Source organism: Zobellella taiwanensis, from assembly GCF_003012795.1.
In the GTDB taxonomy this organism is placed as follows: domain Bacteria; phylum Pseudomonadota; class Gammaproteobacteria; order Enterobacterales; family Aeromonadaceae; genus Oceanimonas; species Oceanimonas taiwanensis.
Genome location: NZ_PXYH01000002.1, coordinates 122,973 through 135,423 on the forward strand (window position 1 = coordinate 122,973; position 12,451 = coordinate 135,423).

The 12,451-nt window shown below is 61.9% G+C and carries 8 protein-coding genes and 4 tRNA genes; 5 read left to right on the forward strand and 7 right to left on the reverse strand.

From position 1 onward, the window contains the following. The gene (gene fabA / locus C7I36_RS01965) at positions 1 to 531 is read left to right on the forward strand and encodes a 3-hydroxyacyl-[acyl-carrier-protein] dehydratase FabA (protein WP_106452070.1); all 531 of its coding nucleotides are present in this window, start codon (positions 1 to 3) and stop codon (positions 529 to 531) included. Between the two features lie 66 nt (positions 532 to 597). Here the strand turns inward: fabA and rmf are convergent, their stop codons facing one another. From rmf to rlmKL, 4 genes are all read right to left on the reverse strand, one after another. After that, positions 598 to 774, reverse strand: a complete 177-nt coding sequence (gene rmf / locus C7I36_RS01970) for a ribosome modulation factor (protein ID WP_094038823.1) — start codon at positions 772 to 774, stop codon at positions 598 to 600. 185 nt (positions 775 to 959) lie between these two features. Beyond that, positions 960 to 2,864 (reverse strand): ATP-binding cassette ATPase Uup, encoded by a 1,905-nt coding sequence (gene uup / locus C7I36_RS01975; RefSeq protein WP_106452071.1) that lies wholly within the window; start codon positions 2,862 to 2,864, stop codon positions 960 to 962. Continuing rightward, a complete protein-coding gene (locus tag C7I36_RS01980) occupies positions 2,861 to 3,088 on the reverse strand; it encodes a glutaredoxin family protein (protein ID WP_181256268.1) in 228 nt (75 codons plus the stop codon). The genes uup and C7I36_RS01980 overlap by 4 nt, the downstream gene beginning before the upstream one ends. A gap of 4 nt (positions 3,089 to 3,092) precedes the next feature. Continuing rightward, positions 3,093 to 5,201: a bifunctional 23S rRNA (guanine(2069)-N(7))-methyltransferase RlmK/23S rRNA (guanine(2445)-N(2))-methyltransferase RlmL gene (gene rlmKL / locus C7I36_RS01985; RefSeq protein WP_106452073.1), complete on the reverse strand. Its 2,109-nt coding sequence runs from the start codon at positions 5,199 to 5,201 to the stop codon at positions 3,093 to 3,095. 182 nt (positions 5,202 to 5,383) lie between these two features. Here rlmKL and C7I36_RS01990 point away from each other — a divergent pair. The 4 genes from C7I36_RS01990 (at position 5,384) to C7I36_RS02005 (ending at position 5,834) form a co-directional block, all read left to right on the forward strand. After that, positions 5,384 to 5,460 (forward strand) — tRNA-Met (locus tag C7I36_RS01990). Positions 5,461 to 5,502: 42 nt separating this feature from the next. After that, a tRNA-Met gene (locus tag C7I36_RS01995) sits at positions 5,503 to 5,579 on the forward strand. A gap of 51 nt (positions 5,580 to 5,630) precedes the next feature. Continuing rightward, a tRNA-Met gene (locus C7I36_RS02000) sits at positions 5,631 to 5,707 on the forward strand. Positions 5,708 to 5,757: 50 nt separating this feature from the next. Continuing rightward, a tRNA-Met gene (locus tag C7I36_RS02005) sits at positions 5,758 to 5,834 on the forward strand. Between the two features lie 17 nt (positions 5,835 to 5,851). Here C7I36_RS02005 and C7I36_RS02010 read toward each other — a convergent pair. The 3 genes from C7I36_RS02010 to C7I36_RS02020 form a co-directional block, all read right to left on the reverse strand. After that, entirely contained in the window at positions 5,852 to 6,385 is a 534-nt protein-coding gene (locus C7I36_RS02010; protein ID WP_106452074.1) for a cell division protein ZapC, read from the reverse strand. A gap of 158 nt (positions 6,386 to 6,543) precedes the next feature. Continuing rightward, positions 6,544 to 7,551: a quinone-dependent dihydroorotate dehydrogenase gene (pyrD, locus tag C7I36_RS02015; RefSeq protein ID WP_106452075.1), complete on the reverse strand. Its 1,008-nt coding sequence runs from the start codon at positions 7,549 to 7,551 to the stop codon at positions 6,544 to 6,546. 60 nt (positions 7,552 to 7,611) lie between these two features. Continuing rightward, the gene (locus C7I36_RS02020) at positions 7,612 to 12,447 is read right to left on the reverse strand and encodes an NAD-glutamate dehydrogenase (protein ID WP_106452076.1); all 4,836 of its coding nucleotides are present in this window, start codon (positions 12,445 to 12,447) and stop codon (positions 7,612 to 7,614) included. Between the last annotated feature and the right edge of the window lie 4 nt (positions 12,448 to 12,451).

Sequence of the window (12,451 nt, forward strand, 5' to 3'; positions counted from 1 at the left end):
ATGTCTTCACAAAAAGAACTGGGCAAGCACGCCTTTAGCAAAGACGAACTGCTGGCCTGCAGCCGCGGCGAGCTGTTCGGCCCGGGCAACAGCCAGCTGCCCGCCCCCAACATGCTGATGATGGACCGCATCGTGCACATCAGCGACGAAGGCGGCGAGCACGGCAAGGGCGAAATCCTGGCCGAGCTGGATATCAACCCCGAGCTGTGGTTCTTCGACTGCCACTTCCCCGGCGATCCCGTCATGCCCGGCTGTCTGGGCCTGGACGCCATGTGGCAGCTGGTAGGCTTTTTCCTGGGCTGGAAGGGCGGCCCCGGCAAGGGTCGCGCCCTGGGCGTGGGCGAGGTGAAATTCACCGGCCAGATCCTGCCCACCGCCAAGAAGGTGAGCTACAAGATCACCATGAAGCGGGTGATCTGGCGCAAGCTGATCATGGGCATCGCCGACGGCATCGTGGAAGTGGACGGCCGCGTGATCTACGAAGCCAAGGATCTGAAGGTCGGCCTCTTTACCGACACCTCCAGCTTCTGAGCCATAAACAGATACGTTAAGGCCCCGATGATCGGGGCCTTTTTGTTGAATGGATGGAACCTTTGCTTATTTCATGAAGAGGCCAGAGCCTTTGTCTTCCATTGCGTCTCGCCAGCCCCCCAACCAATGGCCTTTGGCATCAAAATCGTTGTAGGGACACTGCTCTTTAGAACGACCACTGACTCCAGCTTGGTAACCGCGGGTACGCGCTCTTTCCAGACGGTCACGTTTTTGTCTCTTCATAGGTATAACCCTCATTTGATCAACAAAAAGTGGGCGGCTTGTCCAACAGCCGCACCCTATGAATAGTTGAGTTGGGGGTCCGGATCAAGGCCAATTTCTGAGCGTAGTTCAGCTTAAAAGATTAGCCACTGATATTTATGAAGTTTTGATGAAAGAGCAAAAGCCGGAATTGTGAGCCGGCTCACTCAGCCGGCGGCCATTTCCTCCAGTTCCTCCCAGCGGGCGAAGGCCTGCTCCAGCTCGGCTTCCACCGCCGCCAGGGCCTGCAGCCGGGACTGGGTGACCGCCTCCGGCTGGGCGAAGAAGTCCGGCGCATTGATTTCTTCCTGCAGGGCGGCGATTTGCTGCTCCAGCTGCTCCAGGCGGGCGGGCAAACCGTCCAGCTCCTGCTGCAGCTTGTACGACAGCTTCTTGCCGGACTTGGGCGCCGGCTTCTCCACCCGGGGCGCGGGCTTCTCTTCCCTCTCCCTGGTTGGCGTTGCCTCGGTCTGGTGAGCACGCTGGAACAGCATGTCCTGGTAGCCGCCCACATACTCGCTCACCCTACCCTCGCCTTCGAACAGCCAGCAGTGGGTGGCGGTATTGTCGATAAAATCCCGGTCGTGGCTGACCAGCAGCAGGGTGCCCTGATAGTCGGCGAGCAGCTCTTCGAGCAGCTCCAGGGTTTCCACATCCAGATCGTTGGTGGGCTCGTCCAGCACCAGCAGGTTGCTGGGCCGCAGGAACAGCCGGGCCAGCAGCAGCCGGTTCTTCTCGCCGCCGGACAGCGCCTTCACCGGGGTGCGGGCGCGCTTGGGCTCGAACAGGAAATCCTGCAGGTAGCCCAGCACGTGGCGGCTCTTGCCGCCCACTTCCACTTCCTGCTTGCCGTCGGCCAGGTTGTCCATCACGGTGCGCTCGGGATCGAGCTGCTCCCGGTATTGATCGAAATAGGCCACCTCCAGCTTGGTACCGCATTTTAGAATGCCGCCCTGGGCCTCGAGCTTGCCCAGCAGCAGCTTGATCAGGGTACTCTTGCCGCAGCCGTTGGGGCCGACCAGAGCAATCTTGTCGCCCCGCTGCACCAGGGCGGAAAAATCCCTGAGGATGGGTTTGCCCTCGTAGGCAAAGTCCAGGTGTTCCGCCTCGAACACGATTTTGCCCGAGCGGCGCACCTCGTCCAGGGTCACGCTGACCTTGCCCAGGCTCTCCCGCCGCTGGCTGCGCTCATTGCGCAGCGCCTTCAGCGCCCGCACCCGGCCTTCGTTGCGGGTGCGCCGGGCCTTGATGCCCTGGCGGATCCAGGCTTCTTCCTGGGCCAGGCGCTTGTCGAACAGGGCATTCTGCTCCGCCTCCACCCGCAGCGCCTCTTCCTTGTTGACCAGGTAGTCGTCGTAGTTGCCGGGCCAACTGGAGAGCTTGCCCCGGTCCAGATCCAGGATGCGGGTGGCCATTTTGCGGATAAAGGCCCGATCGTGGCTGATAAACACAATGGCGCCGCGAAAATCGACCAGGAAACCCTCCAGCCAGGCGATGGCGTCGATGTCCAGGTGGTTGGTGGGCTCGTCCAGCAGCAGGATATCGGGATCGTTGGCCAGGGCGCGGGCCAGGGCCACCTTGCGCAGCCAGCCGCCGGACAAGTCCTGGAGCCGGGTATCGCCGTTCAGGCCGAGCAGGGTCAGGCTCTGGTTGATGCGGGTGTCGAACTGCCAGCCGTTGGCGTGCTCCACCTGCTCCTGCAGCCGCATCAGCTCCTTCATCGCCTTGTCGGAGCCGTCGTGGCCGACCCGTTCCAGTTGATGATGGTAGGCGGCCAGCAACTCGCCCAGCTCCGCCAGGCCGCCGGCCACGTAGTCGAACACCGTCTGATCGTCGCCAGCCTTCGGCGGATCCTGCTCCAGACGAGCGATATTAGTGCCCTGCTGCAGCTGTCGCCGGCCGTCGTCGAGTTGGATGTCGCCCGCGATCACCTTCATCAGGGTCGATTTGCCGGCGCCGTTGCGGCCGACGATACACAGCCGTTCACCGGCCTGAATGTTCAAGTCCACCCCGTCCAGCAGCGGGGCATCTCCGAACGCCAGCTGGGCGTTCTGCAGGGTCAGCAAACTCATGATATTACTCGGCTAAAGTCGGTAAGGTCGGCGGCACTAAAGGGCCAGTCCAGCTCGGCGCCGTCGGCGCGGCGCAGCACCGGGATGCGTACCGCGTAGGCGGCAAGCCAGCGTTCGTCGTCGATGATGTCCTTGATGTCGGTGTCGGCGGCCAGGCCGGCCTGCTCCAACAGGGCCCAGGCCTGCTCGCACAGGTGGCAGCCGTCGGTGGAAAACAGTGTCATCCGGTTACTCATGGGGTTGGCTCCAGCGGATTTCCCAGCAGTTGTGGATCTGCGGGTTGCGGGCAAAGTCCTTGGGCAGGCTGGCCCTGGTGATGTCTTTCGCCGCCAGTCCCAGCTCGGCCAGGGCGTCGTGATCCAGCTTGAAGTGGCGCTTGTTGTTGGAAAAAATCAACAGCCCGTCCGGGCGCAGCCGCTGGCTCAGCAGGCGCAGCAGCTCCACATGATCCCGCTGGACGTCGAAGCTGTCCTCCATCCGCTTGGAGTTGGAGAAGGTCGGCGGGTCGACGAAGATAAGATCATAATCGGCACCGGGCTGGCTCAGCCAGCCCAGGCAGTCCGCCTGGATAAACTGGTGGCGCCGGCCGGAGAGGCCGTTGAGCGCCATGTTGCGCTCGGCCCAGGCCAGGTAGGTGCGGGACATGTCCACCGTGGTGGTGGAACTGGCGCCGCCCAGGCCGGCGTGCACGGTGGCGGTGCCGGTGTAGGCAAACAGGTTGAGGAAGTCCTTGCCCCGGGCCAGCTCCCCCAGCCGCTTGCGGATGGGCCGGTGATCCAGGAACAGGCCGGTGTCCAGGTAGTCGTACAGGTTGACCAGCAGGCGGGCGTTGTGCTCCTGCACCTCCATCCACTGTTCGCGCCGGTCCAGCTTTTCATACTGCTCGGTGCCCTTCTGCCGGGCGCGCACCTTGAGCACCACCTTGTCGCCGGGCACCCCGGTCACCGCCATGGTGGCCTGCACCAGATCGAAGAAGCGGGCCCGGGCCTTGTGCTCGGGGATGCTCTTGGGCGCCGCGTATTCCTGGATCACCAGGTGATCCCGGTAGCGATCGATGGCGGCGTTGTACTCGGGCAGATCCGCATCGTACAGCCGGTAGCAGTCGATCTGCTCGGCCCTGGCCCACTTTTCCAGCACCTTGAGGTTCTTGGCCAGGCGGTTGGCGAAATCCTCCGCCAGCGGGCGGGCGGCCCTGGCATCCTCGGCGATGCGGTAGTTGCGCAGCTCGCAGGCCAGGGCGCCGTTGAACAGCTTGTAGCTTTTCTCGGGCCGCAGCCGCAGGCAGCTGAGCAGCTCCGGGGAGCTTGAGATCAGGCTCACATGCCAGCCCTTGAACTGATCCCGCAGCTTGTCGCCCAGGGCCTGGTGCAGGCCAAGCAGGGACGGAAACTCGCTCAGGCGCTCGCCGTAGGGCGGGTTGGAAATCACCCAGCCGGGTTGTTCGGCGGGATTGACGAGGGCATCGACGCTGCCCTGCTCGAAACGCACCAGCGCCGCGACCCCGGCCGCCTCGGCGTTGTCCCGGGCGAAGCCCAGCACCCGTTGGTCCTGATCGAAACCAAACAGCACCGGCTCGGCCTGCTTGAGGCCGCGGGTGGCGCGCACCGTGGCTTCGGCGTGCAGGCTTTGCCACAGTTCACGGTCGTGACCGGACCAGGCCATAAAACCAAAGCGCGGGCGCAGCAGGCCGGGAGCCTGATCGGCGGCCATCAGCGCCGCTTCTATTAATAGGGTGCCCGAGCCGCACATGGGATCGACCAAGGGAGCGCCTTTGTCCCAGCCGCTGCGCAGCAGTATGGCAGCGGCCAGGTTCTCCTTGAGCGGCGCCTCCCCCGCCTGCTGGCGGTAGCCGCGCTGGTGCAGGGCGGGGCCGGACAAATCCAGGGTGATGCTGAGCTGGTTGCGCTTTAGGTGAGCCAGGATGCGGATGTCGGGCGTGCGCTTGTCCACGTTGGGACGCTCGCCCCGGCGCTTGCTCAGGCGGTCGACGATGGCGTCCTTGATCTTGAGGGCGCCGTACTGGGTATTGGTGATGGCGTTGTTGCCACCGGAAAAGTCTACCGCGAAGGTCTGCCCTTCCTGGATATGCCGCTCCCACTCGACGTTGGCCGCCCCTAGGTAGAGGTCCATGTCGTCGCGCATGGTGAAGTCGGCCAGCTGCAGCATAATACGCGAGGCCAGCCGCGACCACAGGCAGGCCCGGTAGGCGATGTCCAGTTCGCCCTTGAAGGCCACGCCGGCCACGGTCTCCTGGAGCTCGCTGGCACCCAGTTGTTGCAGCTCTTCGGAGAGTAAGGATTCCAGCCCCTTGGGGCAGGTAGCAAAAAACGGCAGCATAATCACGCTTGTCTGATAAAAGAAGGCGCCATTATACCCCAAAGCAGGGTCGGGCTGTAAAAATTGCCCGGCTCGCTGGCTGACAGATGAACATACCGACGGATTATTACGCAACTGAAATAAAGTTTTGGCAAAGCGCTTGCGTTCAGTGATGGGGATCACTAGTATACGCAGCCTGAGGACGCGGGATGGAGCAGCCTGGTAGCTCGTCGGGCTCATAACCCGAAGGTCGTCGGTTCAAATCCGGCTCCCGCAACCAGTTCTCGGAAAGCAATGCAAGGTTTACCTTATCAAGGTCAGGCGCGGGATGGAGCAGCCTGGTAGCTCGTCGGGCTCATAACCCGAAGGTCGTCGGTTCAAATCCGGCTCCCGCAACCAACTTGATAACAGACAACCTGGCAGGCACGCTGTAAGACGTTAAGTACCGGACGCGGGATGGAGCAGCCTGGTAGCTCGTCGGGCTCATAACCCGAAGGTCGTCGGTTCAAATCCGGCTCCCGCAACCAACTTGACGCACCACAGCCTGCAGGCACACTGCAAGACGTTAAATACCGGACGCGGGATGGAGCAGCCTGGTAGCTCGTCGGGCTCATAACCCGAAGGTCGTCGGTTCAAATCCGGCTCCCGCAACCACTTCTTCCGGTAACCCCCTAGCCTACCCTTCTTATTTCATCTTCTTGTTCCGCTTCCAGGCTGAACAGGCGATCGTTCATTACCTTGATGGCACCGAATACAGGCAACTGCTTGCTGTCGCCGAGCTGTATGTCCGCCGACAGGGAAACGCACAGGGACACCGAAGGCGAGGTTTCCACCACCATCATGGTCAGCCGGCGCTGCCCGGCGTTAAGCCCAATGAGTTCTCCCTGCTGGGGCTGGTGATAATCCGCCTGTTGTTCAAAAAACCAGCTTTGGGGCATCAGTGGCTTGTAAAATCTGGCCACCGCCACGCCGTTGAGCGCGGCCTGCACCCGCCGGGAGGGTGTGGCCACGCAGCCGAGGCGATCGAGAAAGGTATAGAACAGGCCGGTGTCTTCCACCGAGAAGCCCTGGCTCATGGGCGCCTGGCAAATCAGGTTCTTATGTGGGTAGGGAGTGGCGAACAGCATGTCGTCACCCAGATCCAGCATCAGGCACCGTTCATCTCCAATAAACCAGCGCCATTGATCATTTGGTTGTAGCAGCATCCGTTCACACCTTGTGCGATTGAAACATTATTTCCCCAATACCTTAATATATATTGAATTTTGCAAGCCGGAGCAAATTATCGGGGTAAAAGCGCATATCTTTCGCTGAACCGCCCGGTTTTGACGGTTGCGGGCGGGCCTGATGCCCACCCCTTTCATTATAGGTGGGTAGCCAGGGTCCGGATAAGACGCGGGCCCTGGTAAATAAAACCGGAATACAGTTGCACCAGGCTGGCGCCGGCCGCCATTTTTTCCCGGGCGGCGGTGAGCGAGTCTATCCCCCCTACCCCTATGATGGGCAGGCGACCGTCGAGCCGGCGGGCCAGCTCGGCAATCACCCGGGTGCTCTTGGTCTGAACCGGCCGGCCGCTCAGGCCGCCCGCTTCATGGGCATGGGGCAAATCGAATACCAGATCCCTATCCAGGGTGGTATTGGTGGCAATGACGCCGTCTATTTCAAAGCGCACCAGGCTGTCGGCGATTTGCTCGATTTCCCCGCTGGTCAGATCCGGCGCTATTTTCACCACCAGGGGCACGTATTTGCCATGGCGTTCGGCCAGCGCCTGCTGTTTTTGCTTGAGGGAAGACAATAAATCGTCGAGTGCCTCGCCATATTGCAGGGAACGCAGATCCGGGGTATTGGGCGAGGAAATATTAACGGTGATATAGCCCGCATGGGAATAGGATTTCTCCATGCAGATCAGGTAATCGTCCTTGCCGTGCTCAATGGGGGTGTCCTTGTTTTTGCCGATATTGATACCGAGCACGCCCTGGTAACGGGAGCGCTTGACGTTTTCTATCAGGTAATCGATGCCCTGGTTATTGAATCCCATGCGGTTGATGATGCCTTCCGCCGGCTTCACCCGGAACAGCCTTGGCTTGTCGTTGCCCGCCTGGGGCCGGGGGGTGACGGTACCCACTTCGATAAAACCGAAGCCCATGGCGGCGAAGGCGTCGATGCAGTCCCCGTTCTTGTCGAGCCCGGCCGCCAGGCCCACCGGATTGGTGAAAGTCAGCCCCATCAGCCGCACCGGATTGTCGACGACGGGACGACGATAAAGGGCGGCCAGCGGACCATGCTGGGTTTTTGCCAGCGCCTTGATGGTCAACTCGTGGGCATGTTCGGGATCGCATTGGAACAACAGGGATTTGGCCAGTGAATACACGTTTTCTTCCTCATAAAAAAGCCCCGGTCATGGCCGGGGCTTTTGTGTTTTACGCCGTGATCAGACAGCGTTGATACAGTTGAGATTGAGCAGGTTCAGCTCGCGCAGGGCGACCGAGAACTTGGCGAATTCATGGCTGCCGGAGGTCTTGAAATCCGCCAGCAGGTGCCGCCACCGATTGAGCAACTGCTCATGCTCATTAAGCCACTGGTCGAGCATACTAGCGCATTCGTCCTGGGCTTTACAGTGTTTCAGCACCACCGACGTGAGGCTGCGCTGCTGGTAGTCCAGCTCCTCGCGGAAGGCGGCGCGGGCCAGGGCCTGCCAGTGGTTGCCCACCGCCTGCTGGTTGATCTGATCCAGGAACCAGTGCAGCTCGAGCTCGGCACCGAGGTGGAAGTAGAGCCGGGCCACCACGGCGATGTCCCGCTGCTGCTCGTTGGCCACCTGGGCCAGGTCCAGCGCCGAAAACAGGCTGCTCATGTGCGCCACCCGGCCGGCCACGCCGGCGGGCACGCCCTGCTCGGTCAGCCGGGCCACGGCCGCCTGATGCTCGGCCACCTCGTCTGCCACCATCACTTCGTAGAGGTGCTCGGTCAGGGCCTCGTAGGCGGGCCGGAACTGGGCGATGGTCTGCTCTATGCTCAGGTTGCGGTTGCGGCTGCGCAGGAACCAGCGGGTTGCCCGGCGGACCATGCGGCGCACCTGGTAGAACATGTGCAGTTGCAGCTCGGCCGGCACCTGGTTGTCGAGCGCCTCGATGTCGCGCATCAGCTGGTTCATGCCGAACACTTCCCGGGCGATCACGAAGCTGATGGCGATGTCGGTCATGCTGGCGCCGGTTTCGTCCAGCATGCGGTTGGCGAAGTTGAAGCCCATGTCATTGACCATGATGTTGGCCAGGCGGGTGGCGATGATCTCGCCGCGCAGCGGATGGCTCATCAGCGCCTCGCCAAACCGCTCGACCAACTGGGCGGGCATGCTGGCGGGCAGCAGGCGGGCGATGTAGTCGTTGTCGGTCAGCTCGGGCACATTGAGCATGTCCTTGAGCACCATCTTGCCGTAGGCCACCAGTATTGCGAGCTCCGGCCGGGTCAGGCCCCGGCCGGCGGCCATGCGCTCGGCCAGCTCCTCATCGTTGGGCAGGTATTCCAGGTTGCGGTCAAGCCGCCCTTCCCGCTCCAGCCACTGCATGAAGCGCTGGTGCTCCTTCAGGGTTTCGGCTCCCCGGTGCTGGGTGATGGAGATGGTCTGGGACTGGCGGTAGGCATTGGTCAGCACTATAGCTGCCACGTCCTGGGTCATGTCGTACAGCAGCTGATCCCGGTGTTTCTTGGTCAGCTCGCCCTTGTCGACCAGGGCATTGAGCAGGATCTTGATGTTGACCTCGTTGTCGGAGCAGTCCACCCCGCCCACGTTGTCGGTGAAGTCGGTATTGATGTGGCCGCCGCCGGCGGCGTATTCGATACGACCGAGCTGGGTGCAACCCAGGTTGCCGCCCTCGCCCACTACCCGGGCGCGCACCTCCTCGCCGTTGACCCGCACCGCGTCGTTGGCCCTGTCTCCCACGTCGGCATCGGTTTCCCGGCGCGACTTGATGTAGGTACCGATGCCGCCGTTCCACAGCAGATCCACCTCGGCGGTCAGCAGGTGACGGATCACCTCGGTCGGGGTCAGGCTGGCCTTCTGGGTGCCCAGCAGCTTCTTCATCTGGGGCGTGAGTTTGATCGACTTGGCCGAACGCAGGAAGATACCGCCGCCCTCGGAGATCAGCTCCCGGTTGTAATCGTCCCAGCTGGATCCGGGCAGTTTAAACAGCCGCTCCCGCTCCTTGAAGGTCGCCGCCGCATCCGGCTCGGGATCGATGAAGATGTGCATGTGGTTGAAGGCGCCCACCAGCCGGGTATGACGGGACAACAGCATGCCGTTGCCGAACACGTCGCCGGCCATGTCGCCAATGCCCACACAGGTGAAGTCGGTGGTCTGGCAGTCGATGCCGAGCTCGCGGAAGTGGCGCTTGACCGACTCCCAGGCGCCGCGGGCGGTGATGCCCATCTTCTTGTGGTCGTAACCGACCGAGCCGCCGGAAGCAAAGGCGTCGCCCAGCCAGTGGCCGTACTCGGCACTGATTTCGTTGGCGATGTCGGAGAAGGTGGCGGTGCCCTTGTCGGCGGCCACCACCAGGTAGTAGTCGTCCTCGTCGTGGCGCACCACGTTCTTGGGCGGGATCACCTCACCCTGGACGATGTTGTCGGTCACATCCAGCAGGCCGCGGATAAACAGGCGGTAGCAGGCCTGGCCTTCCTTGAGAAAGGCAGCGCGATCGCCCACCGGCAGCTGCTTGCACACGAAGCCGCCCTTGGCGCCCACCGGCACGATAACGGTGTTCTTTACCTGCTGGGCCTTGACCAGGCCCAGCACCTCGGTGCGGAAGTCTTCCCGGCGGTCAGACCAGCGCAGGCCGCCCCGGGCTACCTTGCCCCAGCGCAGGTGCACCCCTTCCACCCGCGGCGAGTACACGAAGATCTCGAACTTGGGCAGCGGCAGCGGCATTTCGCTGATCAGCTCCGGCGCCATCTTGAAGGAGATATAGGCCTTGTCGCGGCCGTCGGCGGCCGGCTGGTAGAAGTTGGTGCGCAGCGTCGCCTCTATCATTTCCATATAGCGGCGGATGATGCGGTCGTCGTCCAGGTTGGCGACCTGATCGAGCTCTTCCACCAGCTGTTGGTGCAATTTCTGCAGTTGCTTGGGATCTTGCTTGAGGCGGGGCGACAGTCGGCGCTGGAACAGGCTGAACAGCAGCGCGGCCAGGCCCGGGTAGCGGGACAGGGTTTCCTCGATATAGCTCTGGCTGAAGCTGACGCCGGTCTGGCGCATGTACTTGGCGTAGGCGCGCAGCACGCTGACTTCCCGGCCCGACAGGCCGGTGGCCAGGATAAGGCGGTTGAAACCGTCGTTTTCCAGGCCGTTGTTCCAGATCTGGGCAAAGGCATCCTGGAAACGCTCCTGGCTGGCGTCCAGATCGAGCGGGCCACCGGTATAGAGCATGGAAAAGTCGAGGATCCAGAAGGTCTGTTCGCCGCAATCGATCTCGTAGGGGGTTTCACCAATAACGCGCAGCCCCATGTTTTCCAGCATGGGCAGCACATCGGACAGGTGAATGGGTTCGGCTCTGTGATACAGCTTGAGCCGTACCCGCTTGGAGTCCTTCTCTTCCTCCTGGGCACGGTAGAACAGCATACCCAGGGTATTGTCGTCGCTCAGCGCCTCGAGTTTTTCAATGTCGGCCACCGCCGAACCCGGCATCACTTCTTCGGTGTAGGCTCGGGGGAAGGCGCTGCGGTACTTGTTTTTCAGCCGGTTGCCCTCGGCCTCGCCGAAACTGGCGGACAGGGACTGCTCCAGCTTGTCTTCCCAGCTGCGGGCCGCTTCAATCAGGTTTGCCTGGATTTCGTTCACGTCGATGTCCATTGAGTTGTTCTGCACCCGGATCAGGTAATGGGTGCGGGCCAGCACGCCTTCGGAGAAATAGGTGGTGAATTCCACCTCTTCGGTGGAGCCGAAATAGCGCTGAAAAATACGCTGGGTCTTTTCCCGCAGGGCGGTGTTGTAACGCTCCTTGGTGACGTACACCATGCAGGAAAAAAAGCGGCCGAACAGATCCCGGCGCACGAACAGCCGGGTCATGTCCCGCTCCTGCATGCCGAGCACGCCCAGGCCGATGTCGAGCAGCTCCTGCTCGTTGGCCTGGATCAGTTCGTCGCGGGGATAGGTTTCGAGAATATTGAGCAGCGCCTTGTAGGCATGAGAGCCCGCTTCCAGCCCGGAGGCGTCGATAATGCGCCTGAGCTTGGCGCCGATCAGCGGAATTTGCATGGCACTGGTGTTGTAGATGCTGGAGGCATAAAGACCGATAAAGCGATCCTCGCCGATGACCCTGCCCTGCTCGTCGAAGCGCTTGACGCCGATGTAGTCGATGTAGGCGGGCCTGTGTACCCGGGATTTGTGGTTGGTCTTGGTCAGCACCAGGATGTCCTTGCTGAGCGCCGCCTCCCGCGCCGAGGCGGTCAGGCTGCTGAGCCTGAGCCCTTCGCTGTGCTGCGCCTTGCGCATCAGGCCCAGGCTCGACTCGGGCTCGGGCACCAGCTCGTAGTCGCCCTCGATGGCGGACACATTGTAGCGGCGGTAGCCCATCAGGGTGAAATTGTGATCCGCCACCCAGCTTAAAAAGGCCAGGGTCTGCTGCAGATCTTCCCCGTCCTGATGGCGGGCCTGCCGGGGCAGCGTCGCTATGATGCCGTTGAGTTGTTCGACCATGGGTTGCCAGTCGCCGACCGCCAGCGCCACTTCCTCCATCACCGACAGCAGCTCTTCACGCAGCCGCTCCCGCGCCGCCGTTTCCGGCTGGCGGTCTATCTCTATCAGGAAGGCGGTCTCCACCCGGTTTTGCTGTGCCTTGTCCTTGCTGCCGAGGATGTTCTGCAGCCGGCCCTGGTTGTCGCGCAGCAGGTGCATGGGCTGGTGCAGCATCAGGTGGGAGGTAATACCGAGGCGGGTCAGCGCCATGCGGATGGAATCCACCAGAAAGGGCGCATCCTTGATAATCAGTTCCACTATGGTGTGCGGCGACTGCCAGCCATGGCGTGACAGCTCGGGGTTGTAGACCCGCACATAGGGTGACTGCTCGGCTCGGGTTTCGAAGGAATTCCAAAGACTGATGGCCGCACCGTACAGATCGCCGTCGTTACGATGGTTGAGATCATCGGCCGTCATGCCGCTATAAAGCTTGCTGACAAAGGTTTGCACCAGGGGCGCGGTCGATTCGGGAAATTTGTGGTTTACCAGTTGATTGACGTTTTCAAGCAAAACGGATGCTGTGGCGTCTTTGAATATCATGGCG

Bases quoted from the DNA above. Each gene is read 5' to 3' on its own strand.
- fabA (WP_106452070.1), top strand. From the start codon at position 1: ATGTCTTCACAAAAAGAACTGGGCAAGCACGCCTTTAGCAAAGACGAA.
- rmf (WP_094038823.1), bottom strand. From the start codon at position 774: ATGAAGAGACAAAAACGTGACCGTCTGGAAAGAGCGCGTACCCGCGGT.
- uup (WP_106452071.1), bottom strand. From the start codon at position 2,864: ATGAGTTTGCTGACCCTGCAGAACGCCCAGCTGGCGTTCGGAGATGCC.
- C7I36_RS01980 (WP_181256268.1), bottom strand. From the start codon at position 3,088: ATGACACTGTTTTCCACCGACGGCTGCCACCTGTGCGAGCAGGCCTGG.
- rlmKL (WP_106452073.1), bottom strand. From the start codon at position 5,201: ATGCTGCCGTTTTTTGCTACCTGCCCCAAGGGGCTGGAATCCTTACTC.
- C7I36_RS02010 (WP_106452074.1), bottom strand. From the start codon at position 6,385: ATGCTGCTACAACCAAATGATCAATGGCGCTGGTTTATTGGAGATGAA.
- C7I36_RS02020 (WP_106452076.1), bottom strand. From the start codon at position 12,447: ATGATATTCAAAGACGCCACAGCATCCGTTTTGCTTGAAAACGTCAAT.